At 69.0% G+C, this 24,564-nt stretch carries 15 protein-coding genes and 4 pseudogenes; 7 read left to right on the top strand and 12 right to left on the bottom strand.

Annotation, left to right across the window (positions count from 1 at the left end; translation table 11 throughout):
- Window positions 1-4 precede the first annotated feature (4 nt).
- A complete protein-coding gene (locus tag ACFYMM_RS35310) occupies window positions 5-6,286 on the top strand; it encodes a beta-ketoacyl synthase N-terminal-like domain-containing protein (protein WP_388394435.1) in 6,282 nt (2,093 codons plus the stop codon).
- A gap of 128 nt (window positions 6,287-6,414) precedes the next feature.
- Window positions 6,415-7,509, top strand: a complete 1,095-nt coding sequence (locus ACFYMM_RS35305) for an SDR family oxidoreductase (protein ID WP_388394432.1) — start codon at window positions 6,415-6,417, stop codon at window positions 7,507-7,509.
- A 232-nt stretch (window positions 7,510-7,741) separates the two neighbouring features.
- Here the strand turns inward: ACFYMM_RS35305 and ACFYMM_RS35300 are convergent, their stop codons facing one another.
- Window positions 7,742-8,068 carry an NAD(P)/FAD-dependent oxidoreductase gene (locus ACFYMM_RS35300; RefSeq protein WP_388394429.1) on the bottom strand — a complete coding sequence of 109 codons (327 nt, stop codon included), beginning with the start codon at window positions 8,066-8,068 and terminating at the stop codon, window positions 7,742-7,744.
- Window positions 8,069-8,117: 49 nt separating this feature from the next.
- Here ACFYMM_RS35300 and ACFYMM_RS35295 point away from each other — a divergent pair.
- Window positions 8,118-8,282 (top strand): annotated as a pseudogene (locus ACFYMM_RS35295) (ATP/GTP-binding protein); the annotation flags it as partial.
- A gap of 64 nt (window positions 8,283-8,346) precedes the next feature.
- Here ACFYMM_RS35295 and ACFYMM_RS35290 read toward each other — a convergent pair.
- Window positions 8,347-9,018, bottom strand: coding sequence for a YoaK family protein (locus ACFYMM_RS35290; RefSeq protein WP_388394422.1), 672 nt, complete (start codon window positions 9,016-9,018; stop codon window positions 8,347-8,349).
- Between the two features lie 438 nt (window positions 9,019-9,456).
- Here ACFYMM_RS35290 and ACFYMM_RS35285 point away from each other — a divergent pair, with 438 nt between their 5' ends.
- On the top strand, window positions 9,457-10,686 hold the full coding sequence (locus ACFYMM_RS35285; protein ID WP_388394419.1) for a PP2C family protein-serine/threonine phosphatase: 1,230 nt from the start codon (window positions 9,457-9,459) through the stop codon (window positions 10,684-10,686).
- 407 nt (window positions 10,687-11,093) lie between these two features.
- Here the strand turns inward: ACFYMM_RS35285 and ACFYMM_RS35280 are convergent.
- The 9 genes and pseudogenes from ACFYMM_RS35280 to ACFYMM_RS35240 form a co-directional block, all read right to left on the bottom strand.
- A pseudogene (locus tag ACFYMM_RS35280) lies at window positions 11,094-11,237 on the bottom strand (ATP-binding protein); the annotation flags it as partial.
- A 273-nt stretch (window positions 11,238-11,510) separates the two neighbouring features.
- Window positions 11,511-12,002: a hemerythrin domain-containing protein gene (locus tag ACFYMM_RS35275; protein ID WP_388394417.1), complete on the bottom strand. Its 492-nt coding sequence runs from the start codon at window positions 12,000-12,002 to the stop codon at window positions 11,511-11,513.
- 428 nt (window positions 12,003-12,430) lie between these two features.
- Window positions 12,431-13,183, bottom strand: a complete 753-nt coding sequence (locus ACFYMM_RS35270) for an alpha/beta fold hydrolase (RefSeq protein WP_388394415.1) — start codon at window positions 13,181-13,183, stop codon at window positions 12,431-12,433.
- Between the two features lie 61 nt (window positions 13,184-13,244).
- On the bottom strand, window positions 13,245-14,387 hold the full coding sequence (locus ACFYMM_RS35265; RefSeq protein WP_388394412.1) for an FAD-dependent oxidoreductase: 1,143 nt from the start codon (window positions 14,385-14,387) through the stop codon (window positions 13,245-13,247).
- A gap of 238 nt (window positions 14,388-14,625) precedes the next feature.
- Window positions 14,626-15,321: a TetR/AcrR family transcriptional regulator gene (locus tag ACFYMM_RS35260; protein ID WP_388394530.1), complete on the bottom strand. Its 696-nt coding sequence runs from the start codon at window positions 15,319-15,321 to the stop codon at window positions 14,626-14,628.
- Between the two features lie 232 nt (window positions 15,322-15,553).
- Entirely contained in the window at window positions 15,554-15,796 is a 243-nt protein-coding gene (locus tag ACFYMM_RS35255) for a hypothetical protein (RefSeq protein ID WP_388394410.1), read from the bottom strand.
- A 926-nt stretch (window positions 15,797-16,722) separates the two neighbouring features.
- Entirely contained in the window at window positions 16,723-17,622 is a 900-nt protein-coding gene (locus ACFYMM_RS35250) for a YihY/virulence factor BrkB family protein (protein ID WP_388394407.1), read from the bottom strand.
- Between the two features lie 345 nt (window positions 17,623-17,967).
- The gene (locus tag ACFYMM_RS35245; protein ID WP_388394528.1) at window positions 17,968-18,543 is read right to left on the bottom strand and encodes a DDE-type integrase/transposase/recombinase; all 576 of its coding nucleotides are present in this window, start codon (window positions 18,541-18,543) and stop codon (window positions 17,968-17,970) included.
- A 31-nt stretch (window positions 18,544-18,574) separates the two neighbouring features.
- Window positions 18,575-19,510, bottom strand: a pseudogene (locus ACFYMM_RS35240) (transposase); the annotation flags it as partial.
- A gap of 198 nt (window positions 19,511-19,708) precedes the next feature.
- Here ACFYMM_RS35240 and ACFYMM_RS35235 point away from each other — a divergent pair.
- The 3 genes and pseudogenes from ACFYMM_RS35235 (at window position 19,709) to ACFYMM_RS35225 (ending at window position 23,298) form a co-directional block, all read left to right on the top strand.
- A complete protein-coding gene (locus ACFYMM_RS35235) occupies window positions 19,709-20,335 on the top strand; it encodes a hypothetical protein (RefSeq protein WP_388394405.1) in 627 nt (208 codons plus the stop codon).
- Between the two features lie 140 nt (window positions 20,336-20,475).
- Window positions 20,476-21,600, top strand: a pseudogene (locus ACFYMM_RS35230) (IS256 family transposase); the annotation flags it as partial.
- Between the two features lie 165 nt (window positions 21,601-21,765).
- On the top strand, window positions 21,766-23,298 hold the full coding sequence (locus tag ACFYMM_RS35225) for an ISL3 family transposase (protein ID WP_388394402.1): 1,533 nt from the start codon (window positions 21,766-21,768) through the stop codon (window positions 23,296-23,298).
- 97 nt (window positions 23,299-23,395) lie between these two features.
- On the opposite strand, the gene ACFYMM_RS35220 is transcribed toward ACFYMM_RS35225, so the two are convergent.
- Window positions 23,396-24,034 (bottom strand): flavin reductase family protein, encoded by a 639-nt coding sequence (locus ACFYMM_RS35220; RefSeq protein ID WP_388394399.1) that lies wholly within the window; start codon window positions 24,032-24,034, stop codon window positions 23,396-23,398.
- Window positions 24,035-24,564: the final 530 nt, after the last annotated feature.

Raw genomic sequence — 24,564 nt, 5'->3', positions numbered from 1 at the left:
GTAAGTGCCATTCGAACCGATCGCGATCGTGGGGCAGGGGTGCGTGCTTCCCGGCGCGCTCGATCCGGCCGCCTTCTGGAACGGCGTCGAGAACGGACGGGTGAACCTGAGCGAGGTGGCCCCGGACGAGTGGGGTCTGCCGCAGAACTGGTCCGATCTCGGTGTGGTGGAGTGGCTGCCCAAGGGCTTTCGGCCCGTTTCGGGACTCGTCCGAGGGTTCGAGCAGGCCTTCGACCCGTCCGGGTTCGCGGTCGACGCCGAGTCCGTGGCCGGCTGGGATCCGGCTCTGCGGTGGATCCTGCACGCCGGACAGCAGGCGCTACGTGAGGCCGACTGGGACGGCCCGTCGGCGCGGGCAGGTCTGATCATGGGCAACCTCGGCTTCGCCTGGCGCGGTCTGACTGCCTATGCCGAACAGGTGTGGCTGGACCGACTGGGTCTCGACGGCCCGGACGGCCGGTCCGCACCCGCGGGGCGTCGACAGCCGCATCCTTCGGACCGCTTCTGCTCGGGGACGCCGATCGTCCGCGCCGCGCGGGCGCTCGGCCTGGGCGCAGGCGGGTTCGGCCTGGAGGCGGCGTGCGCGTCCTCGCTTTACGCGATCAAGATGGCCTGCGACCGGTTGCAGGACGGGTCCGCCGACCTGATGCTCGCCGGTGCGGTCAGCGGAGCCGCCGGACCGCAGATCCATGTCGGATTCGCCTCACTCGGCGCGCTGAGCCCCAGTGGCCGCCCCCTCCCCTTCGACCAGCGCGCCGACGGCATGATCCCGGGTGAAGGCGCCGGGCTGGTCGCTCTGATGCGCCACCGGGACGCGGTCCGGGCGGGGCGGACCGTACTCGGCATCATCCGTGGCATCGGCCTGTCCAACGACGGCAACACCGGCGGCTTCCTCTCCCCCTCCCCGCGCGGCCAGGAGGAGGCGATGCGGGCGGCATACGCGGCAGCCGACCTGGACCCGTCCACGGTGACGCTGCTCGAATGCCACGCGACCGGGACGGCGGTGGGCGACGCCATCGAGGTCCGCAGCAGCAGTGCCGTGTTCCAGGACGCGGCGGATCTGGCCATCGGCTCGGTCAAGGCCAACGTCGGCCATCTGCTGGCGACCGCGGGAATCGCGGCGCTGCTGAAGATCCTCGGCGCGTTCCGCTCCGGGCTGCGCCCCGGCACACCCGGGATCGACTCCCCGATCGAGGCCCTGCACGAGACCCCCTTCCGGCTGCTCCGGCATGCGGAACCGTGGAACGGCCGGCGGCGCGCGGCGCTGAGCGCGTTCGGCTTCGGCGGCAACAACGCCCACCTCGTCATCGACCCGCCGGACGCAATCGCGACCCCCCACGGCCCGCGCCGTCCCCGGCGCCCGCGGACCACACCTGAGCAGCCGCCGCAGATCGCGGTTGTCGCCCTCGGGGTGCGCGCCGGTTCAGGCACCGGGGTCGGCGACTTCCGCACCGCCCTGTTCACCGGGCAGGCTCCGGAGATGAGCCGCCAGGACGTCGAACTGGGCCTGACCGGGCTCCGGTTCCCCCCGAACGACCTGAAGGAAGCACTGCCCCAGCAACTGCTGGTGCTGGCAGCGGCCCAGGAGGCCGTGGCCGACGTGCGGCTTCCCCGCCGCACCTCGGTGCTGATCGGAACGGGATGCGACCCGGACGGCGCGCGCCTGACCGCCCGCTGGCGGCTGGATGCCTGGTCCGCCCACCACGGCAGGCCCCCAGGTCTCGCCGAGCCGATCGGTCCCCGCCTGAGCGGGGCACGCCTGACAGGCACGATGGCCAACGGCACGGCCAATCGCATCAGCATCCAGCTCGACCTGCTCGGCCCCGCCTACGCGGTGCTCGCCGAGGAGGAGTCCGGCCTGATCGCTCTCGATCTCGCCATCCGGTCGCTGCGCTGCGGAGAGGTCGACGCAGCCGTCGTCGGGGCCGTCGACCTGTCCTCCGAACAGGTCCACGCAGCAGCCGTACGCGCGCTGGGGCGGTCCGACCGGCCTGCTGACGCAGCGGTCGTGCTGGTCCTGAAGCGCCTGGAGGACGCCGTCAGGGACGATGATCCTGTGCTCGCCCTCTTGTCCGAGTCGGCAGGCGAGCCGGCCGATCTCGTCCTTGGCGAGGGTGCTGCCTTCGACCCCGCGACGCTCTTCGGCCACAGCCATGCGGCGCGTGGCCTGGTCGCCGTGGCCGCGGGCGTACTCGCCCTGCACCACCAGCGGATGCCCGCCGGCTCGCCTTCGGCGCTCACCGCGCTGCGCAGTGCGGAGGTCACGACGGTCCGATGCGACGGCGGCCTGCGACGTACGCGGTTGCAGGGGGCGGACGTCCAGGGCTGGACACCGACAGCGGCACAGGTGACAGTCTTCGCCGGGGGCGACCGGGCTGCCGCGCTGTCAGCCCTGGAAGCCGGCCGCGGCGGTGACAGCGGCCCCGCTCGGCTCGCCGTGGTCGCCGAGTCGGCCGACGCGGCGGCCCGACGGGCGCCGGAGATCCGGGAGTGGCTGCACAGCGGCGCGATCCGCCCCCGAGGTGTCGCGTTGCGCGACACACCGCTGGAGGGGCAGATCGCCTTCGTCTACACCAACGGCTCCGCTGCCTATCCGGGCATGGGGAGGGAGCTGTTGCAGGCCTTCCCCGAACTCATCGACACGGTGCGAGAGCGGCTGGGCCCCCTCGAACCGCTGGTGGGCTGGGCCTACCGCGACGACGGCCGTCCCGGGGACGCGATGGACCAGATCAGCGGAGCGGCGTTCCTCTCGGTCCTGCACACTCTGATCACCCGCAAGGTCCTCGGCATCCATCCGGCTGCGGCGATCGGCTACTCCTCGGGGGAAGCCGCCGCACTCGCCGCGCTGGGCGCCTGGCCGGACTGCACCGGCCTGTACGCTGCCGCCCGCACCTCCGGCCTGTTCACCGCCGAGCTGGGCGGTGCGATGCACACCGTTCGTGCCGCCTGGAAGGACACCGGCGTGCACGGCACGCGGTGGACCGCCTACCAGGTCACCGCCGACGCCGACCGGGTCCGAGCGGCCCTGGCGGACCTGCCCGCCGTCCACCTGATGGCGGTCAACGCGCCCGGACTGTGCGTGCTCGGCGGCGAGAAGAACGCGTGCGCCGCCGCCCTGGCCCGTCTGGGCGAGCCGAACGCGCTCCTCCTCGACTACGACGTGGCCGCCCACGTCCCCGAGACAGCCGCCGTGCGCGACCGCCTCTACGAGCTGCACCTGCTGCCCACGCGATCCGTTCCCGGAGTCAGGTTCTACAGCGGGGCCACCGGCCGGCCCTACGACGTGACGGCCGAGCGGGCCGCGCAGGCCACCGCTGACCAGTGTGTCGGCACGATCGACTTCACCGCCTGCATCGAGGATGCCTACCGCGACGGCGTTCGGATTTTCATCGAGCACGGCCCTGGCAGCCTGTGCACGGGCTGGATCAGCCGCATTCTGGGGACACGCCCCCATCTCGCCGTCGCCCTCGACCCGTTGCGCGGCGGCGGTCTCGACGGCCTGCTCGGCTCACTCGCCGAACTCGCCGCCGCCGGCGTGCCCGTGACCTGGCCCGGAGGGCCGCGCCGAGCCGAGGGAACCGACCCCGTCCTCCGCGTTCCCGCCCACCTCCCGATGCCGCGGCAAGCTGCTCCGGCGACTCCTTCGGCGCACAGGGCCACCCGCCCGGACACCGGGCCTGCCGGCGTCCCGTCCCAACCTCCCTTGGCGGAGGCGGTTCTCCCCGGCCCAGCTGCTCCCGCACCAGCAGCACCGACGCCGGCGCGGACCGTACGGGCGCTGCTGGCCGAGCAACTCGCCCAGGTCGCCTCCGTCCACGTCCGTCATCTGGCGACCAGTCAGGAAGCACAGGTGCGGTTCCTGGCGCAGCAGACCCGGATCGCCGCCGCGCTTCCCCCTGCGCCACACGCCGCCTCGTCCGGGCCGCGGCGCGGGACCGTCCCCTCGTCTGCCCCGATGCCGCCGCCCGTCCCCTCGTCTGCCCTGGTGCCGATGCCCGGCGTATCGCAGGAGCGGCCGGGACCGAAGTTCAGTCGGCAGGACCTCGAATACCTTGCCCAGGGGAACGTCTCCCGGCTGTTCGGGCCGATGTTCGCCGTACAGGACCACGATGAGCGGCAGACTCGTATGCCGCGGCCACCGCTGCTGCTGGCAGACCGGGTCACCGGGATCGCTGCCGTCCCAGGCTCCCTGGCAACAGGGACGATATGGACCGAGACGGACCTCACCCCGGGGGCCTGGTACCTCGATCACACCGGGCGCATGCCGCCCGGCCTGGTCATCGAGGCCGGACAGGCCGACCTGATGCTGATCAGCTGGCTCGGCGCGGACCTGGACAACCGCGGCCGCCGTGTCTACCGGCTGCTGGGCGCCGAAGCGGTGTACCACGCACCACCGCCGCCGAGCGGCGCACTGCTCGACTACGAGATCCGGATCACCGACCACGTGGTCAACGGCAGCCAGCGACTGTTCACCTTCGAGTTCGACTGCCGCGTGGACGGCAGGCCGATGCTGACGATCCGCAACGGGCAGGCGGGCTACTTCACCGACGAGGAACTGGCGCAGAGCGGCGGGGTCCTGTGGGATGCCCAGGCCGCACCGGCCGGCCCCGGGCACGTCGACCCGCCCCCCGTCCGCGGCACCCGGCAGCGGTTCTCCGAGCGGGAGGTCGAAGCATTCAGCCAGGGCCGTCCTGCCGCCTGCTTCGGCGAGCAGTGGCGGGCAGCCGAAGCACACGTCCGGACCCCGCGCATCCCGGCCGGCCGCATGCGGCTCCTCACGGAGGTGGTGTGCTTCGACACCGCGGCAGGCCCCTGGCAACGTGGCTATCTACAGGCCCGTACGGCGCTCCACCCCGACGACTGGTTCTTCGACGGCCACTTCCACAACGACCCGTGCATGCCGGGCACCCTCATGCTGGACGGCTGCCTTCAGGCGATGTCGTTCTATCTCGCCGCCGCCGGCTGCACCCTGACCCGCGACGCATGGCGCTTTGAACCCGTCCCCGAGCAGAACTACCGGATCGTGTGCCGCGGGCAGGTGACCCCGCAGAGCAAGGAACTCGCCTACGAGGTGTTCGTACGGGAGTTCAGCGCGGGCCCCCACCCCACCCTCACGGCTGACGTCCTGCTCACCGCCGACGGGGTCAAGGCCGTCCACGTCGCCGGACTGGCTGTCCGGCTGGTCCCGGACTGGCCGTCGCCGAGCGCGCCTGTGACCGACGTGCGGCCCGCCGCGCAGATCGACGGGATTCGCCTCGACCACAACGCGCTGCTCGCCCATGCTCAAGGCCCGCAGACCCAAGCGCTCGGGCGCATCGGCGAAGGCTTCGACGGGACCCGGCGCGCACCTCGGCTCCCTAGCCCGCCGTACCATTTCGTGACCCGGATCCGTGACGTCTGCGGCGCGTACGGCGGCCTGGAAACCGGAAGCGTCGTCCACGCCGAGTACGACGTTCCCGCTGACGCCTGGTACTTCGTCCAGAACCCCGACGGCGTCATGCCCGTCTCGGTGCTGGTGGAGACCGCGCTTCAACCGTGCGGTTGGCTCAGCTCCTACGGAGGCGTCATGCTCCGCAGCGACAACGAGATGCTTTTCCGCAATCTCGACGGCAACCTGGCCCTGCACACGACCGTGAGCCCGGTGAACCGACGGATAACCACCCGCGTCGAGCTCACGGAGATCTCGGAACTCAACGGGATGATCATCCAGTCGTTCGCGGTGACCGCCGGGGTTGATGACCGTCCCCTCCTGGACGGCACGGCCGTCTTCGGATCCTTCACCACGGCCGCGCTCGCCAACCAGGTCGGCTTCCCCCCGACCGAGGCCGACCGCCGGCGTCTGGCCGAGCCGTACGACACCCGGGTCCGCCTGACACCCGGCGGCAGGCTGCCGGGCCCGATGCTGCTGATGCTGGACGAGATTGCCGGCCTCCAAACCGTCGGGGACCAGGAATCGGCACACGTCAGGGCCCGCAAACGGGTACAGCCGGGCGAGTGGTTCTTCAAAGCTCACTTCTTCCAGGACCCGGTGATGCCCGGCTCCATCGGTATCGAGGCCATCGTCCAGGCCCTGCAGTGGTATCTCGGGTCGCCCGGCTACGAAGTGGTCTCCCCACTGGTCTGGAAGTTCCGCGGCCAGGTCCTGCCCACCGACAAGGAAGTCACCGTCGAGGCCCGGATCCTGGAACGCCCCGACGAGCGGACCGTTTTCGCCGAGTGCTGGCTGTGGGTGGACAACCGCCGCATTTATCACATCCCCCGACTGGGCCTGCGAGCCCGCGCCTAAATCCTCATCCGCTGACGGGCTCACACCGGATCAGCGGCCGCCTCCGGCGCAACGGCACACCGCTCACCCGCTCACTGGTCGCTCTCGATCGCTGGGCACATCGGGCACACTCGTCTTTGGGAGAAGCCGTGGAACACCACCTCGTCACTGGCGCCACTGGCCTCATTGGCGGCGCCATCGTCCTGGAACTGCTGGAACGCACCGACGCGAAGGTCACCTGCCTGGTCCGCCCACGACCCGGCCTGGATGCCGACACCCGGCTCAAATCGGAGCTCCGACGTGCCGCGAGGGCCTACGGCCGCCCTGACCTCGAACCCGAGATCGAAGGGCGCTGCCACGGCGTCCCCGGCGACATCACCGAGCCGGACTGCGGCGCGGCGTCCATCGGCGACGCGGTCCACTTCTGGCACGTCGCCGCCTCCATGGCATACGAGTACGAGCGCAAGGAGGACGTTGTCTCCCGCAACATCGACGGCACCCGGAACGCGCTGGACCTCGCCAGGACCGCACGTTGTGCGACGTTCAACTTCATCAGCAGCGCGCTGGTAGCTGGACGGCGCAACGGCTGGATCGCCGCCGACCCGGCCGACCCCTCGATTGCCGTGAACAACTGGTACGAGTACAGCAAGGTCGTCAGTGAGTGCGAGGTCCGCGCGCAGCCCTTCGACAGCGTGCGGATCTTCCGCCCGAGCCTGGTCATCGGGCACAGCCGAACCCTCGCCGCCATGACCACCAGCGGCCTGTACAACCTCGCTCTGGGCCTCGCCCTCGCGGTTGGGGAACTACGCGGCGCCGGCGGCGCACTCCCGTCGCCACTGCGGATCAACGGCCTGTCCGACGGCAGCACCAACTACATCCCCGTCGACGCGGCTGCTCGGGCCGCCGTCCAGATCACGCTCAGCGACACGGGAACCGGCGTCTACCATCTGACGAACGCCCACTCCACGCCATTGCGAGACACCTTCAGAGCGCTCACCCAGGTCCTGGAGATCCCTGAGGTGGTCATTCAGGACGGTGTGGAAGGGTTCACCGACGCGGACCACTTCCTGAATCACAGGATCGGTGTCTATCGCCCCTACCTGCGCTGCGCCAAGGAATTCGACCAGACAAATGTGGCGCGACTGATCGGGCACGTCGATCTGGCCGTCGACGCCGCCGTGCTCACAGCGCACCTCGCCTGGTACGTGCACGGCCCGGGTGGCGAGATCCTTGCCTCGCTCTGAGCAGGGTCGGGGACTGACGTGGTTGCTGATGCTCCGTTGCCAGTTCCCGCTGCTTCGAACCTTGCATGCGCTTCTCCCTCAGACGGCTCTCCGACAGCGTCACGGCAGTTGTAGTTCATGATCTGTAGTGGCTCGCTGCTGGTCGGCTGTGGGTGGGGGCGTCGCGTCCATCCTCACGGCGGGCCGGTTGTCTGGATCGTCTCCGCGTGGCGGGGGGGACAGGCAGTCCGGGTTACTTGCCGAAATAGAGATCACGGATGAGTTCTCCGGCTGCGGGAGCCTGGCACAGTCCCTGGCCGGAGAATCCCGCCGCGTAGAGGAAGGGGCGGGAGCGATCCCTGCCGATGAGAGCGGCCCCGTCCGGGGTGGCATCGATGGGACCGCCCCACCCGCGACGGAGGCGGACGCCCGCGAGGGCCGGGTAGGTGGTGCCGAGCTGCTGCGACAACCGCTGGAGCCATGCCGCGCGGGATTCGTCCTGCTTGGGGCGGCCCACCCCGACAAGGATGTGGCCCTTCCAGGCGCGGACCCTCGATCTGGAGGAGGGGTGCAGGGTCATCGGCAAGGTGGTGAGCGGTTCCACGGGAGAGGCGGTGAGGAGCAGTTCAGTCGCCTCAACCCCGCTGTTTACCGGAGTCCGCGGCGCCCAGCTCGCCGGCCGTGCCAGCCTCATCACCTGCGGCCCCCTCCCCGCCCGCCAAGGCACCCGCCGGCCCTTCACCGACATGGAGAACGCCCTCGACCTGGCCAAGCACACACCCGGCACCCTCCCGGAGGGTATGGCCGGGATCCCGGCGCTGAGGACGAGGCGCAGGGCTCTTGCCCACCGGCAGGCGCTCAGGCTTCAGCCTCCGAGGCTCGGCGGGCCCGTGCGGCGGCATGTTCGTCGTGGACGAAGAGCACCAGTCCCAGCGCGAGAAGGCCGGCGAGCGCCCACACCGCGTGGACACCCTCCCAGTGCGTGAGGAAACCACCTGCGATCGCACCGGCGAGGAAGCCGCAGATGACGGCAGAGAACCGGCGGGCCCGGCGGGCGGCGTCCCAGTCGCGCTCGACGACCGCCAGATAGGCGCTCTGCGTGGCGGTGCGGAGGTTGCCGGTCGTCATGGCCGTGCTGTAGGCGGTGTCCACCAGCTTGCGGAACGTGGCTACCTGCAGAGAGGCGGTGAAGGCCACCAGCACGGTGGCGGCGGTGTCGGCGCTGCCTGACGGCAGCAGGCCCACGCAGGACAGGACCAGGATCTCCAGAACGAGGGCCGCTCGGGCCGGCCACCTCACTCTGGCGGCCACCCGGGGCCGCTTGAGGGACTCCGCGACGAGCACGCCCAGGACGAAGGCGATGATCGGCGGAATATGACGTAGGGCCTCCGACCACTGGCGGCCCGCGGCGGCGACGCCCAGCAGGACGACGTTACCGGTCTGCGCGTTGGCGAACACACCACCCCGCCCGACGTACGTGTACGCATCGAGACCCCCGCCGACAATGGCCAGCAGAACCCCCAGACGCACCGAGTGTGCCGTGGGAAGGTGTGGTGGTCTCCGTTCGGACATGCCTCCTGTTTCCCACTGCGTCCGGCGCATACTGACGTGATGGCAGGGCCGCCGGTCAAATCCAGTCAGCCCCGGGAACTGCGCACGACCAAGATAGTCGTCACGGCAAAGAAGCTCGATGACGGGGCTTTCCTACCGGTTCACGGGAGATGGAGAACGCACGGGCTGTGCCGCCGGCAGCACCGCCCCTGGATTGCTGAGCACCTGCTAAGCGTGCACCAGTCGCACCCCGTCGCACAGGGCGCCTTCCGCCGTGGTGCCGGTTCTCCCGCTGTGCGTCGGTCAGGTACCAAGAGGCCGAAAGCGTAGGGTGACGATGGTGCGTCGATGCGGTGTTCCGTGCCGCTCACCTGATGGTATGGCTCTTTCCATGGCGCACAGGCGGCAGGACGGCAGGTGATCCGGAGCGGCGGTGGCGAGCACGGCGGGCCGGTGGGAGAGCCGGCTCCGCCGCGGCTGGTGCTGTTCGAGCGGGCGGTCGAGACGATCGGCACGGCTTTGGACGAGCAGGCCACGTGCGAGGAACTGGCCAGCTTCCTGTGTCGTCACCTGTGCGACGCAGCATCCGTGGATCTGGCCGGTGGGGCCGCGGATCCCGACCGACCGGACGTCGCCGTCCGCGTGGTGGACGATCCCTGCGGCCTGTTCGCAGGCCCCGGCCCTGACGCTGCCGCTTCTGCCGGGGCACACGACGAGCGGCAACCGATCGCCTCTTCGGGCGGGCCACCGTACGCCCTCTCGGTGCCGCTGATCAGCCAAGGCCGCCTGTATGGCACCGCTGTCGCGCTGCGCGCACGGCTGCCCTTCCTGCACGAGGACTCGGCCGTGGCGAACTTCGCGGCGCGGCTGGCCGCCGTCCACGTCCGGCTCGCCCGCGCCCACGCCCAGGTGCGCGACACGGCGATGAACCTCCAGCGCACGCTGCTCACCGATCCGGGGCAGCCGCACCCCAACCTTGACCTGGCCACTGGCTACCTCCCCTCCGGAAGCGGTGTCCTGGTGGGAGGCGACTGGTTCGAGACCGTACGGCTCCACTACGGGCGCACCCTGCTCGTCGTGGGGGACGTCATGGGACACGGACTCGACGCGGCCGTCGACATGAACGCGTACCGCTCGGCGCTCCGGTACATCGCCTCGACCGACCTGCCGCCGCACAGGGTACTGCGCCAGCTGGATGCCGCAGTCACGGACGACGGCAGCAGACGGCCCGCGACGTGCCTGCTGGCGCGGATCGATCCAGCCCGGAGTGCCGTGGCCCTCGCCAGCGCCGGCCACCTGCCCCCGGTGGTTTTCTCCGCAGACGGTGCCGGGGAGCTGGTCTCTGTCCCGGTCGGGCCTCCTTTGGGGACCGGGCTCGGCGGATACGACCTGTCGACCCGTCGTCTGGCATCCGGTGAGACGCTCCTGATGTTCACCGACGGCCTTGTGGAGCGCCGCGGCGAGGACATCGACGACTCACTCGCCCGGCTGACCAGCCTGCACCCGTCGCCTGACAGCACCGTCCATGAACTGCTCGACGAAGTACTGGACCGCCTTGACGCCCGGCATGCCGAAGACGACGTCGCCGCCCTGGCCGTCCGCACCAGCCACCACCCGACCCCTCACCTGGCCGACCCGCCCTCGTGAAGATCCCAGGCGGACGTATGCCCAGCGGCTGGCACAGCCGTACCGAGTCCGACCGGGCGTACATGGCAACGGACGGCAGGCAGCCGGCTGCTTCCGATACCGGCATTGCGCCCCCGGAAACGACGGACACGGAGTCCTACGGTGCCGGCGACAGGCTGGCGCCCTCCCATTTCCACCAGGGCCGCCCCTCAGATCACCCGCACGAGCAACCGGCCAGGGTCGGTGATACTGCCACGGCATCGGCGCTCAAGCAGGTCGCGGAGGCCTCCATGCACCATCCCGAACCGCACCCATCCGAGGAGGCCTCCCAGGGGCGTGCCTGACAGAGGTGGTTTCACCCCGTCAACCGACACGACGAGACTCTTTACCGCCACGCTGTGGGGCGCCAGGCGTGAGGCGAGCCACAGGGGCTTGCGCCCAGAGATGGCGCCGCCGGGGTCGTCGGCCAGGGCGCTGCGGGCGGTGATGTGTTTGCCGACCGGCTCGCGCTGCACCGGGCCCGGGGCGTATTTGCGGGCGTTGGTGATCAGCTCGCTGACCACCAGCTGAGTGAACCTCTTTCATCCTTCGTATCCGCAGGTCAGGAGTGTGTGGATGGCGGCAACGATGCGTCCGATGCGGTTGTCGAGCACCGGGCTCGACGAAGGAGGCGCCAGGATTTCAGCTGGGGGAATGCGCGTTCGCCAGGAGCGCGTAGTCGGGCGTGGTCCCGGTTGTACTGCTGGTAGTGGTCAGGCAGTTCGTGGTGGTGGTAGTGACGTGCGGCCGGGCCCGGGGGGCCGGGGCCTCGGCTCCGGCGCGGGATGTCCCGCGCCGGGGTGCAGTCACGAGTTGACGATGCGGCGCACGTTGTCGACCGAGCCGCAGCCGGCCTTCAGCTGCCGCTCGCGCTCCTGCCAAAACGCCGCTCCCAGTTCCTCACGCCGCTCCATCGCCACGTTCTCGCGTGCTCCGTTGAGGATGGTGCGTTCCTCCTCGTCCGCGTGGTGGGTGACGGCCTCCACCAGTTTCTCCAGCTTGGAGTCCCACTCCTGGGAGCCGACCTCCTCCACCTCCAGCAGGTCCAGGAGGGCCTCGTTGCCCTCGTCATGCTCGTGCTCGCCGTGCTCGACCTCTTCGTCGTCGATGTTCTTGTACCTCTTCAGGGCGGGATAGACCTTGGCCTCCTCGGCCACCGCGTGCGCGATCAGCAGGTCCGCGAACTCACGGAGCGCGGCGGCCCGGTCGGCATCGACACTGCGCATCAGACGGAACAGATCCTCCACGCGCCGGTGATCCTGAAGGATGAGCTCGACGACGTCCTGTGTCTCGGGCATAGCAGGGCATCCCTTTCGTTGCGAACGGCTGGTCACTACCCTCTACCCTCACCGCCTGCTTCGATGACTCCCCCGGCGGCGCGACGGCGGCGCCCCCTGCGTACCGCGTCCGGTGGCGTTGTACGTCGTGCTGACGAGGAGCGGTAGAGCGAACGAAGAGGTGACTGCACATCCGTTGATCATGGGGTGTAGGTCGTTGACCTGCGGGCTATCCGCCTTCTATGAGACTTCTCGCAGGGATGCGCGACGTTGACCGGTCACTGAGCGAACAGGCGGCCTGCCGCATCCCACCGGGCGGTGGCGGGACGGTCGGTTCCCCGCCCCCGGGCGGTCGGTCTGCGACCGCGCGTGATGAGCCCCATGGGCGCCCGCTTGCCGAGGGGCGGTGCCGGTGTCGGCCCGCGGGCGGGGAGTCAGAGGGCAGGGGTTCAGTGGCTGGTGGCCGGGGCCCGGGGGGTGAGGAAGGAGTCGAGATGGGTGAAGACCGTCTCGGGCTTCTCGCGGATGGGCAGGTGCCCTGCGCCGGGGATGAGTTCGAACCGCGCGTGGGGGAACGCCACGGCGTAGGCGCGGCCGAAGTCGGGGGTGACGACTGTGTCGTCGGTGCCCCAGATCACCAGGACTGGGCAGGTGACGGTGGAAAGGCGGGGCAGCAAGCCGGCATCTGCCATGGCCGGCCCGGCGTAGGCGCGCATGGCGGCCATCGACTGCGCGGACGGTCCGCCCTGCGGCGCCGGTCCTCCGGCCGCCGGAGCCGGTGGCCCGGAGGGCACGGTGATCTGCTGGCCGGGTATGACGGGGCCGATGGCGTCCATGAGGACGAGCCGGGAGATCCGGCCCTCGCGGTCCTCTAGGACGGTCTGGGTGGCGACCCAGCCGCCGAAGGACGTGCCGATCACCGTCACGTCGTTCAGCGAGAGGTGGCCGAGCAGGTCCAGGTAGGCAGCCGCGAGGGCGGGCACGCAGTCCAGGTCGTGAGGCCGTACGGTGCCCTCCCAGCCCGGATGGGTGGGCGCGACCACCTTGTGATCCGGTGCGAGGTGGTCGATCAGGGGGGAGATGCTGGAGGGGCCGGGGCCGCCGTGCAGGACGAGGACCGGGCTGCCGCTGGTGCCGGCCTCGCGCACTTCGAGGTCCAGGCCTGCCCGTACTGGAATGGTGCGCTGATGGGGTGCGGTCATGAGGTGCTCCTGGATGCGGGAGGTTCAGTGGCTGAGGGCGCGGCGGCCGTGAGCGCGGGCCTCACTGGGCTGCCGGGCCAGGGGTGAAGAAGGCGACCATCTGCTCCAGGCCGCGCTCGCCGAACATCGTGTCCAGGTTGGCGGCGGACTCGGCGGCGGATTCCTCGCTGCGCGGGAAGAGGGCCTCCTCGTACGCGGCCAGGGCGGCTTCGGTGTCGCCGTGGTGGGCGGCGATGGCCAGGGCGAGTTCGGCGCCGTCGAGCATGGCAAGGTTGGCGCCCTCACCGGCGAAGGGGGACATCACGTGGGCGGCGTCACCGAGCAGCGTCACGCCCGGGACGCGGTCCCAGCGGTGCCCCACGGGCAGGGCGTGGATACGGCGCGGGGTGATCGTGTCCGCGTCGGCGACCAGGGCGCGCAGGCCCTCGTCCCAGTCCTCGAAGTGGGCGAGGACCTCGGCCTTGGCGGCGGCCTGGTCGGTGAAGTCGACCGTGTCCAGCCAGCCTTCGGCGGCCTTGAGCGCGGTGTAGACGTGGAGGCTGCCGTCGGTCTCCCGGTGGGCGAGGACACCACGCTCGTGTCCCAGGGCAATGAAGAACCCGCCGCCGATGACCGCGGCGCTGCGCGGGTGGCGGGTGTCGGCGTCGAACAGGTCGGTCTCGACGAAGGAGATGCCGGTGTAGGCGGGCCAGGCTCTGGAGACCAGCGGCCTGATCCGGGACCAGGCGCCGTCCGCGCCGATCAGGAGATCGGTGGTGATGGCCGAGCCGTCGGCGAACGTCACCTCGTGACGCCCGTCGCCCAGCGCCCGGGCCCCGGTGACCTTACGGCCCCAGTGGATCGTGCCGTCGGGCAGGGAGTTCAGCAGCAGGTCACGCAGGTCGCCGCGGTCCACCTCCGGCCGGCCGCCGGTGCCGTCGTCCTCCTCGGCCACGTGCACCGTGCCGTCGGGGCCGAGCAGGCGCACGGCCTGACCACCCTCGTGGACTATCTTGAGGAAGTCGTCGTGGAGGCCGGCGGCGTGCAGGGCCTTCTGCCCGTTGGTCTCGTGGATGTCGAGCATCCCGCCCTGCGTACGGGCCGCCGCCGACGCCTCCAACTCGAAGATCACCGACTCGATGCCGTTGACGTGCAGGACGCGGGCGGCGGTCAGGCCGCCCAGCCCTGCGCCGATGATCGCTATCGGGAAATGGCTGGTGCTCAAGGGGGGCCTCCGGAAGCAGTAGGGGAATACCTCGGTGCGCCGAGTCATCGCCGCCGACGCCGCAAGGCTCCTTGCAAGGGCGGCGTGCACGGCGGGGCGGCAAGGGGTGCCTCGGCCACTGCCACCGTAACGAACATGTTCGCTACGAACAAGTTCCATGCTGGGTAGCGGCGGGCGGCGAGGAGGACTTCCGTGCCTCCTGGCGGCGTCCGCCGTCAGGCGGGCCCCCGCCCCGGGCTCAGTCCCCTGCGCCCGGGACGGGTGTGTGGGTGATGCCGTTGACGAGGACGTCGAAACTCCAGCGGATCCTGTCCGGCACCGAGCCGCCGATCAGGGCGGGCATGTGCGCGGTGATCGCCGGGTGCGTGGCGGGGTCCACGGCATGCAGGGCACGCACGGTGGCGTTCCAGTCCTCATCGGAGGCAGGGTCGTGCTCACGGGTGGAGTGCTCAGCAGCTGTGGCTGTCGCATCCTGGAGCAGTTTGTCCACCCCCCAGGCGACCTGCTCGCGGTCGGCGCCGCTTTGCGAGAGGAGATCGAGGATGCGCTCCACCAGGCGCACGTAGTTCTCACCGCTTGGGCGGGCGACGAGTGCAGCCCGCGCGAGCTGCGGGTGCTCGAACAGCACCTGGGTGTACGACGTCATAACGGCACGGAGCTGCTCGCGCCAGCCCCCACCGCCGTCCCGCCCGGTCAGGTCGACCTCGCCGAGCAGGGAATCCAGAACGGCCGCATGCAGTTCCGCGGTGTTGGCGATGTACACGTACAGTGATGCCGGACCGGTGTCCAGCTCCTGCGCCAGGCGACGCATCGTGACCTTCCCCAGCCCCTCCGCCCGCATGATCCGCACGGCGGTGTCCACAATCCAGCGCCGGGACAGGGCGGGCTTCGCCGGACGCTCCCGGCGGCTGATCGGCTCTCTTCTCGCAGTCATAACCCGATCGTAACGAACGCGTTCGGGTGCAGGGTTGTCCGGTTCGCCCTCGGCCTTCACGGATGCTGTGCTCTGGCTTACCCAGGGCCAGTAAGGGTTGCCCGCGCCGGGCGGAAGACCTGCCCGCGTCAGGCACGAGAGCGGGAGGGCCGGCCACCGGCCTTCCGCGCGGCCTGCTGGGCTCCCTGCTCCTGGCGCCGAGTTCGCCTTCCGAATGAGTTTGCAGTATTGCTCAACCATCCGTGATCAGGCCGGTGCCCGCAAGGCAGCCATCGATGAGTTCGGAACAGTACGCGATGCCCTTGAGCTGGTGCTGCACGGCGCGTGTGATCTGGCTGAGGTCAGCGGCGGCCGGACTGCCGAGACCGCGCTTGACCAGCGACCAGACCCGTACCTGCGGATTGAGGTCCGGAGCGTAGACCGACAGCTGGAGTATGGTGATCCGCCCGGTGTCGGCGCAGATCAAGTGCCGCATCCGGGCAGTCAGGTGTAGGCGGACCTCCTCCCCCGCGAGCACGATCGGCCCGCCGAGCCGGTTGCGGGCCCGGACGATCAGGTCAGTAAGTCCGCCAGCCGAAGCTCTTCGGCTCCTCCTTGCGGCCCTGGTACCCGCGCACCGCGTAATACAGCCGGCAAATTCGAATACCGACTCTCCACCAGTGGTGCGTGAGACCACCGAAGCGATCGTCGGCGCAATCACCGGCACACTCGCCTCTCCGCGCACCCTGCCGCTCGGCAGATTCGACGACCATGGCAGCCTTCAGTTCGCTGGCCGTACCACTACTCTTCCCAAACAGCGAGCAAGCACGGTTGCCGGGCTACTCCCCCCGGCCCGGCGCGGTCATCTGTGGACGGGCTGGTCGTTCTCCGCGGCAAACTCATCCATCCCTAACACTCTCGGCGCGCGGTCCGGGCCGGCACCGTCGGCGCCATCAGCAGCCCGAGCAGCCGGATCCGGCCCGCGGCCAGCGGCGGCACAACCGCACGGCCGGACATCCGCCGAGCTCGATCGCGATTGACCCCAACCAGCCTGTCATCCCGATGCTGGAGCGGCGATGCCGCTTGGACAAGCCCGGCACCTGCTCGACGAACGTCTTGCGGGAACAGCTCTTCCGGTCACAGAAGTATCAACGGACCGCAGCCGTACTGTGATCCGACGAGAGCCCAACGGGTATTCATACAGGTCACGTTGGTACGAGCTGCGCGTGCGCCACGCCTGTTTCCGACAGCCCGGGCACCGGCCCGGGCGAGCGGTGGACACCGCCTCCACCAGCAGGACGTCGGAGAAGTCGCCGACGCGCTCCACTCACACATCGACTCCCGGAAACAGCAGAGCCTCGACCGTCTTGCTCGCCATGCCCGAATTCCCGGAACCCCATCAAGGCCCCCTGCAGCCGGGCCTCAGGCCTCTCGGGGCCCACGCACGTGAGCGTCACCCGCTTGTCTCGCCAACTCCACGTTGAACTGGACGCCTACCAGAAGTGCCAGGTTGGACAGCCATAGCCAGACGAGGAAGACGACGACGCCTGCCAGTGAGCCATACAGGCGGTGGTAGGTGCTCACATGCGCTGCGTAGACGGTGAAGCCGAGGGAGACAGCCAGTAGGAGCACGATCGCCAGACCGCCGCCCGGCGCCATCTTGCGCAGCGGACGCGAGGGACCTGGACCTGAACGGTAGAGCAGCAGGACCAGGGCGATGGCCACCCCTGCGAGGACAGGCCAGCGCAGGGTGTCCCATGCGGTCTCAGGGACAGTGCCCATGTTCAGTGCCCGGCCCAGACGGCGCGCGAAGCTGCCGCTGAGCAGCAGAGCGAGCGTGGTGGTCAGGAGCAGAGTGATCAACAGCATTGCCGTGATGACAATGCGGGGGGCGGTCCGCCACACCGGCCGGTGCGAGCTGACGTGGTGCATCGCATGCAGGGCGCGTCGGAAAACGCTCAGATAGCTGCAGCTCGACCACAGGGCCCCTACAGCGCCGAAGAAGACCAGCAGCCAGGCTGCGGATGACTGGCCTGCCATCTGGAGCAGAGTGCTGCGGAGCAGGTCACGGGATGCGGCGGGGGCGACCCGGACGGCCCGGTCGATCACTTCGGGCTTCGCTGCGGGCATGGTGAGCCCCAGCACCGAGAGGATGACCAGCAGTACGGGGAACAGGGCGAGGACCGCGTAGTAGGTCAATGCGGCGGCCCAGTCCGTTACATCGTCATTCCAGACCGCCACCGGCGTCCGGCGCAACGCAGCCCACCACCAGGTGCTGCGACTGCCGGTCTCGTGTACGGAGCGGATACTGTCACGGCCCACTGTTCCGGCCTCCTCCAGCGGTCGGCGCCGCTTGCTTTCCCTGCGTCTCACCAGCCGCGACCGGATGCAGTGGGTCGATGATCGGCTGAGATCTCTCTCGAACCCGGGGCGGTTTAGTCCGGCAACCCATCCACATCGGCGATGACCTCACTCTTCTCGACCTGCGTCTGCAGATGGTAGGCCGCCAGCAGATCTAGCAGCCCATCCTGAGCGGAAGGAACCAGACCTGCCCAGCGGACGATGGCGAACTCGCTTTGAGCAGCCGTGACGTGACCATCGCATGACAGATCAAGGAAGACCCGAGGGAGTCGGGCCTTCCCCCGTGAAGGTGGGCACGCGGCTTGATCACGCGGCGAGCGTGAGTTTAGCGGTGTGGTGTCGGTGTTCGTATTCGTTGGGGCTGAGGTGGCCGTTGGCGGAGTGCCGACGGCGGGTGTTGTAGCGGGTCAGCCAGGCGAAGACGGTCCTGCGGCAGGTGCCCGCGTCGCCATAGTCTCGGGCGCCCGTCTCGCGTTTCAGGGACGCGTGGAAGCTTTCGCAGGCCGCGTTGTCGGCGCTGGTGCCGACCGCGCCCACCGACCGGGTGACCCCGAGTTGGTCGCAGAGGCCGGCGAAGGCCCTGGAGCCGTATTGGGCGAGCTCAACCGGTCGATGCAACATCGGGTTGTTCAAGTGAGCGTAGCTGTTCATCGAAGACTTAGGCACCGGTCCGTCGGGGCGGCGCTGGTGGCAGGCGGCTCGTAGGGCGTCGGCGACCAGCTCGGTGCGCAGATGGTCGGCGGTGGCCCAGCCGACCACTCGGCGGGAGGCGATGTCGATGACGGTGGCCAGATACAGCCAGCCCTCGTCAATGGCGAGGTAGGTGATGTCGCCGCACCAGCGGGCGTCGGTCGCGCTGTGATCGGGGCGGAAGTCCCGCAGGACCAGGTCGGGGCGGGTAGCCGCGCGTGGAGGCGAAGGCAGTCAGGTCGTCCTTCGCGTCCAGCAGCATCTCCTTGACCTTCGGAAACTGCTTGCCGAGCATGTCGGCGACCGTGTCGAGCTGGGTGCGGACCGCGTCCGCGGACGACTGCGCGAAGATCGTGCGGATCGTCGCGGCGATCATCTCGCCTGCGTCCTTGCTGATCACAGCCAAGGTGTTGCGCAGGAAGTGGACCCTGCAGCGCTGGTAGCGGCGCCGAGCATGACCTTGCGGATAGCTTTGACCAGACCGAGGTGGTGGTCGCCGATGACGAGCCGGACGCCGGTCAGGCCGCGTTCGCGCAAGTGACGCAGGAACTCGGTCCAGAACAGCTCGGTCTCGCTGTCGCCGATCATCACCCCGAGCACTTCGCGGCCGCCGTCCTCGGTGATGCCGGTGGCGAAGACCACGGCCCGGGACACAATTTGGTGCTCGACCCTTGCCTTGCAGTAGGTCGCGTCGAGGTAGACGTAGGGGAAGCGGACGTGGTTCAGCGGCCAGGTGCGGAACGCGGTCAGCTGGCCGTCCAGGTCCTGGCAGATCCGGGAGACTTCACGACGCCGTGGACGTAGGCCTCCATGATCACGGCGTAGAGGGCCTGGTCGATGCGGCGTCGGCGTTCGAGCAGCACCGGGAAGAAGTTCCCGGACCACAGCTTAAGGATCCCCAGTTCAAGGTCGCCGGCCTGGGTGCTGAGGGTCTTGTTGCGGTGGCCGTTGCCGAACGTGGTCCGGGTGTCGGTGTGCTCGTTCCACTCGGCGCCGATCCTCGCGGTGGCTTCGGCCTCGATCAGTTCCTGGAGCATCCGCTCAGCCACGCCGCGGACGAGTTCGAGCCCGTCCCCGAAAGTAGTGACTCCAGCAGTCGCAGTAAGTCATGCTGAGACAGGGCCCACCCTGCACCTACTGAGTTGAACTGGCCGTTCACTTCGGAGAGTTGCGTGTGGCCCGCCCTGCGGGCAGGGAGAAGAGACCACGCAGGGTCACGCCCCCGGCGTGCGCCTGAGCCGTGATCGGCTACACCACATCAAGGGATACGACCCGCATGAACGACTGCCCCTAACCGGTGGACCCCTGCGCCGGTCCCCGGTGCGAGCTGATCAGCGACAGGTGACAGGCTTGCGGGATGTTGATCGAAGGATACGACGACGGCCCGTTGGCTGCTGGGGAGTCTCTACTGACTCGCCCCGGGTTCTGGTCGAACTACCTACTGGAGATCTGCGCTGGCGGGACGGGCGTTGGGCGTCCCAGCCCGGAGTGGTTCGGCGATGATGGTGCCGATACCGAAGCCTTGTCCGAGACCCTCATGGATCCCGACTGGTGGCCTGTGTTCCGGGTGCCGGCCGCGAAAGGCCCCGGAATCGTCGTGGTCTACCGCAACTTGGTCGGCGATTACGGCACCGACTACTTGCTCGTCCCGGAAGGCCAAGGCGGCGTGCAACAGATCGCCGGCTGGGAAGGGGAGCCGTCAGGAAATGGGCTGCCGTGGCCCGACCTCGTGAAGATCGCGGACCACCCAGCACCCGGGGCCGCCGGGGTCGACGACTGCGCCGCCCGCCTCCTGCTGACCCTGCCCCTCCTGGGCGATCCGGATGTTTCGGAGGGTGCCTCCGAAAGGGTCAGCACCTCCCTCATCGCGGTCGGGGCTCCACAGGACACCGCATCCAGCACGGCGGACTATCTACTCACTCGCTTGACGAACAGATCATGGCACGACCCCGCATGGGCCTCACCCCTGAGCGGCGGAGTGTAAATCTAACGGCGGATCCGACGATCAAGGGAGAGACGGCAAGTGACTGATACCGCAGTGGAGTTGGAGACAATGGAGCCTGTCGAGAGTGCCCAGTTGGGGCAGCCTGTGCCCGTGTCCGACGAGCAGCTCGTCGCCAGCGTGCCCGGTCGGAGGGGCTGCAGCTGACCGGGGAGGGTGGTCTGTTGCAGCAGCTGGCGAAGCGGGTGCTGGAGTCCGCCCTGGAGGGCGAGATCACCGATCACGTCGGCTATGACAAGCACGACGCGGTCGGCAGGAACAGCGGCAACAGCCGGAACGGCACCCGGGCCAAGACGGTGCTGACCGACGTCGGCCCGGTCGAGGTGAAGGTGCCCCGCGACACCGCCGGCACCTTCGAGCCGCAGATCGTCCGCAAGCGGCAGCGCCGTCTGACCGGCGTGGACGAAATGGTGCTTTCCCTGTCCGCGAAGGGCCTCACGCACGGGGGGATATCGGCTCATCTGGCCGAGGTGTACGGGGCGGAGGTGTCCAAGCAGACCATCACCACGATCACGGACAAGGTGATGGAGGGCATGGCGGGATGGCAGGCCCGCCCGCTGAACCGCGTCTACCCGGTCGTCTTCGTGGACGTCATCAACGTGAAGATTCGCGATGGCAAGGTCGCCAACCGGTCCTTCTACGTGGCGATGGCCGTCACGGTCGAGGGCACCCGGGACATTCTCGGGATCTGGGCCGGTGACGGCGGCGAGGGCGCCAAGCACTGGCTCCAGGTCTTCACCGAGCTGAAGAATCGCGGAGTTGAAGATGTCCTCATGCTCCTCTGCGACGGGCTGAAGGGCCTGCCGGACGCGGTCGAGACGGTCTGGCCCCGCACGGTCGTCCAGACGTGCATCGTTCACTTGATTCGCAACAGCATCCGCTACTGCGCTCGCCAGGACTGGGACGAGGTCGCCAAGGATCTCAAGCCCGTCTACACCGCGCCGAGCGAAGCCGTCGCCACCGAACGGTTCCTGGAGTTCTCCGAGAAGTGGGGCACCAAGTATCCGGCCGTGATCAAGCTGTGGTCCGACGCCTGGGCCGAGATGGCTCCCTTCTTGTCCTTCGACGTCGAGATCCGTAAGGTCATCTGCAGCACGAACGCGATGGAGAGCGTGAACGCCAGGATCCGCAAGGCGGTTCGGGCCCGCGGCCACTTCCCCTCGGTGGCCGCGGCGTTGAAGGGCGTCTACATGGCACTGATGAGCCTGGACCCGGCCGGCAAGGGCCGCCGCCGCCGGACGATGCGCTGAAAGGCACCCCTGAGCGCCTTCGGATCGCCTTCGGATCGCCTTCGATGGCCGCCTGCCCCCTACCGACCAGCGATAACCCAACAACCGCGATCAGCCGTTAAGTTGGCCCTGTCTTACATTCGGTGGTGACGGAGAGTTGTCAGGGTCGTTGACCTTCATGTGATGAGTGTCAACGAGCTTGTGCTGACGGTGTTTTCGGGTCTGTCGCCGCTGGTCATCGAGGATATTGCCGACGAGGGTGAGCGGATCGTGGTGCGGGCCCGGACGCCGCTGGACACCGCGGTCTGCCCGGTGTGCGGGGCCTCGTCGGGACGGGTGCACGGCTATCACTGGCGGACGGTGGCCGACGTTCCGGTCGACGGGCGGCGGGTGGTGGTCCGTGTGCGGGTGCGGCGTCTGGTGTGCCCCACGCGGGGCTGCCGCCACACCTTCCGCGAACAGGTGCCCGGGGTGCTGGAGCGATACCAGCGACGCACCGCTCGTCTGACCAGGCAGGTCAAGGCCGTGGTCAAAGAGTTAGCGGGCCGGGCGGGATCACGTTTGCTGGCGATACTCGCGGTGGGCCTGTCCCGTCACACGGCCCTGCGCACCCTGCTGCGCATCCCGTTGCCCACCGGGCGGATGCCCCGCGTGATCGGCGTCGACGACTTCGCCCTGCGCCGGCGCCACCGCTACGCCACCGTGGTGATCGACGCCGGAACCCATGAGCGGATCGACGTACTGCCCGACCGCACGGCCGACATGCTGGAAGCCTGGCTGCGCGAGCATCCGGGCATCGAGGTCGTGTGCCGCGACGGCTCAACCACATACGCCGAGGCCATCCGCCGCGCTCTGCCTGACGCGGTTCAAGTCGGTGATCGCTGGCATTTATGGAAGAACCTGTGCGAAGCCGCCCTGAGCGAGGTGAAGGCACACAGTGCCTGCTGGGCCACCGTGCTGGACGCGCCGATCTACGACGGGCCCCGCGCTCAGACCACCCTCGAACGCTGGCATCAGGTTCATGGCCTGCTCGAGAAGGGCGTGGGCCTGCTCGAATGCGCCCGCCGCCTGCAACTGGCCCTGAACACCGTCAAACGCTACGCCCGCGCCGACCGGCCCGAGCGCATGCTCCGCGTCCCCAAGTACCGTGCCGGCCTGGTCGATCCCTACCGCGAGCACCTGCGCAAACGCCGAAGTGAAGACCCCGGCGTCCCCGTCCAGCACCTCTTCGAAGAGATCAAGACTCTCGGCTTCACGGGCTGCCTGAACCTTCTGCACAAGTACATCAACCAAGGCCGCGCGGACGCCGACCGCAGCCATATCTCGCCGCGCCGGTTCGCCCGGATGCTGCTGACCAGACCCGACAACCTCAAGCCCGAGCAGCACGAGCTCCTGGCCAAGCTCACCGCCGCCTGCCCCGAGATGACCCAACTGGCCGCAGGTATCAGAGACTTCGCCCCGCTCCTTACGCCCCATACCGACAACGCCGATGCGCTCACGCACTGGATCGCCCAAGTCCGAACAGCCGACCTGCCCCACCTACACGCCTTCACCCGGGGCCTGGACCGGGACATCGACGCCGTGATCGCCGGGCTCACGCTTCCGTACAGCAACGGCCCTACCGAGGGCGTCAACACCAAGACCAAACGGATCGCGCGCCAGATGCACGGACGAGCAGGCTTCACCCTGCTCCGGCACCGCATCCTCCTCGGATAACAGCACGCTCCGTCACCACCGAATGTGAGACAGGGCCGTTAAGTTGACACACCCCTCGTACGCGCGAGATGCGGGGTGAGGGCCGCCGGATGCCTACTCAGACGGTCGTCGACTGGAGTTGGTGCGGCATGTTCCAGCCCTCAGCGAGTCTCGACGGGTGAACGTTGCGTCCTGCGCCGAAAAACTCGCAGAACTTCATGATCAGCGGGTCCCAGCCGAGCGGGTCCACATAGTGCGTCCCCGGGATGACCAGGTCTTCCTCGACATGGGCGCGAAGCACCTCGACCTCGAAGGCGGTTGCGTATGATTCGGGACCGCCGAAAGGATGGGTTGAGACGACCCTGCATTCCATCTGGACCGGGCATTCCGCAACCCTGGGGGCCCGGACCAGGTCCGATGCCTGCTCCGTCAGTTGCGCGGTCGAGAACTTGTCCGGCTCGTACCGGTAGCCCTGCTTCGCCTTGTAGTCCGGCATGACAGGCTTTCCGGTGGTGAGCGCAATCCGGTCGACGGTATCGACCATCGCCGACGAGGGCAGGTTGAGCACGCACTCGCCTTCCCGAAGCAGGTTCGCGGTGGTCTGGGAGTTGTTGTCGAAACCGAGCATGCAGGACTGGCCCAGCCACCATGCCGAGGACATCGGCGCGAGGTTCGCCGTGCCGTCCTCGTTGAGTGAGCTGATCAGTACCACCGGAGTTCCGAAGTACAGGACCTTGAGCCCTGGGACGACGTGCATGCGCTGTGCCTTTCGCAAAGTGCCGGACGGACAGGTCCGCGAACAGGAACACGAACCGTCGCTGACTCTTTCGTGAGCGACACGCCAACGCTGGCGGTAATCCGACATCGCGTTTCGGACAGGTGGTGCGATCGCCCGATGACAGGCCTGGCGCTGATTATTGGGACACGCTCCCAGGCATCCCACACGCTCACCTCGACCAGGTCCCCGACGATCCGTAACTCCATCAACACGGGGCCCGGTGCGTACTTTCGGCCGTTGGTGACCAGCTCGCTCACCACCAGCCGGGTCAGGTCCATGGACGAGGCGGCCACCTGCCGCGCCTGAGCGATAAAGCCGCCGTCGCCTTCCAGAGCTACCGCCGTCTGGACCGGCTCAGGCGTCGGCACGGCACCGTCCTCGCCCACAGGCACTGTTTTCTGCCGCCCGCCCTGTCCGTGCGGCTGGACGGACGGGAGTGGTCCGGTTCGCTGCGTGGTGGCGAAGGCGTCGACTTCGATGAGGTGAGGCCGTGTGGTGGCGCAAACCGC

The organism is Streptomyces sp. NPDC006739 (assembly GCF_042869815.1).
Classification (GTDB): Bacteria; Actinomycetota; Actinomycetes; order Streptomycetales; family Streptomycetaceae; genus Streptomyces.
The sequence above is the reverse complement of the archived record's forward strand: the minus strand, read 5'-3'. Positions and strand labels throughout refer to the sequence as shown.

What these genes read in the sequence shown, in the direction of transcription:
- ACFYMM_RS35260 (WP_388394530.1), bottom strand. Translation starts at nt 15,321, where the DNA reads ATGACTGCGAGAAGAGAGCCGATCAGCCGCCGGGAGCGTCCGGCGAAG.
- ACFYMM_RS35300 (WP_388394429.1), bottom strand. Translation starts at nt 8,068, where the DNA reads ATGACCCTGCACCCCTCCTCCAGATCGAGGGTCCGCGCCTGGAAGGGC.
- ACFYMM_RS35225 (WP_388394402.1), top strand. Translation starts at nt 21,766, where the DNA reads ATGAGTGTCAACGAGCTTGTGCTGACGGTGTTTTCGGGTCTGTCGCCG.
- ACFYMM_RS35275 (WP_388394417.1), bottom strand. Translation starts at nt 12,002, where the DNA reads ATGCCCGAGACACAGGACGTCGTCGAGCTCATCCTTCAGGATCACCGG.
- ACFYMM_RS35255 (WP_388394410.1), bottom strand. Translation starts at nt 15,796, where the DNA reads ATGCGGCACTTGATCTGCGCCGACACCGGGCGGATCACCATACTCCAG.
- ACFYMM_RS35270 (WP_388394415.1), bottom strand. Translation starts at nt 13,183, where the DNA reads ATGACCGCACCCCATCAGCGCACCATTCCAGTACGGGCAGGCCTGGAC.
- ACFYMM_RS35235 (WP_388394405.1), top strand. Translation starts at nt 19,709, where the DNA reads ATGTTGATCGAAGGATACGACGACGGCCCGTTGGCTGCTGGGGAGTCT.
- ACFYMM_RS35220 (WP_388394399.1), bottom strand. Translation starts at nt 24,034, where the DNA reads ATGCACGTCGTCCCAGGGCTCAAGGTCCTGTACTTCGGAACTCCGGTG.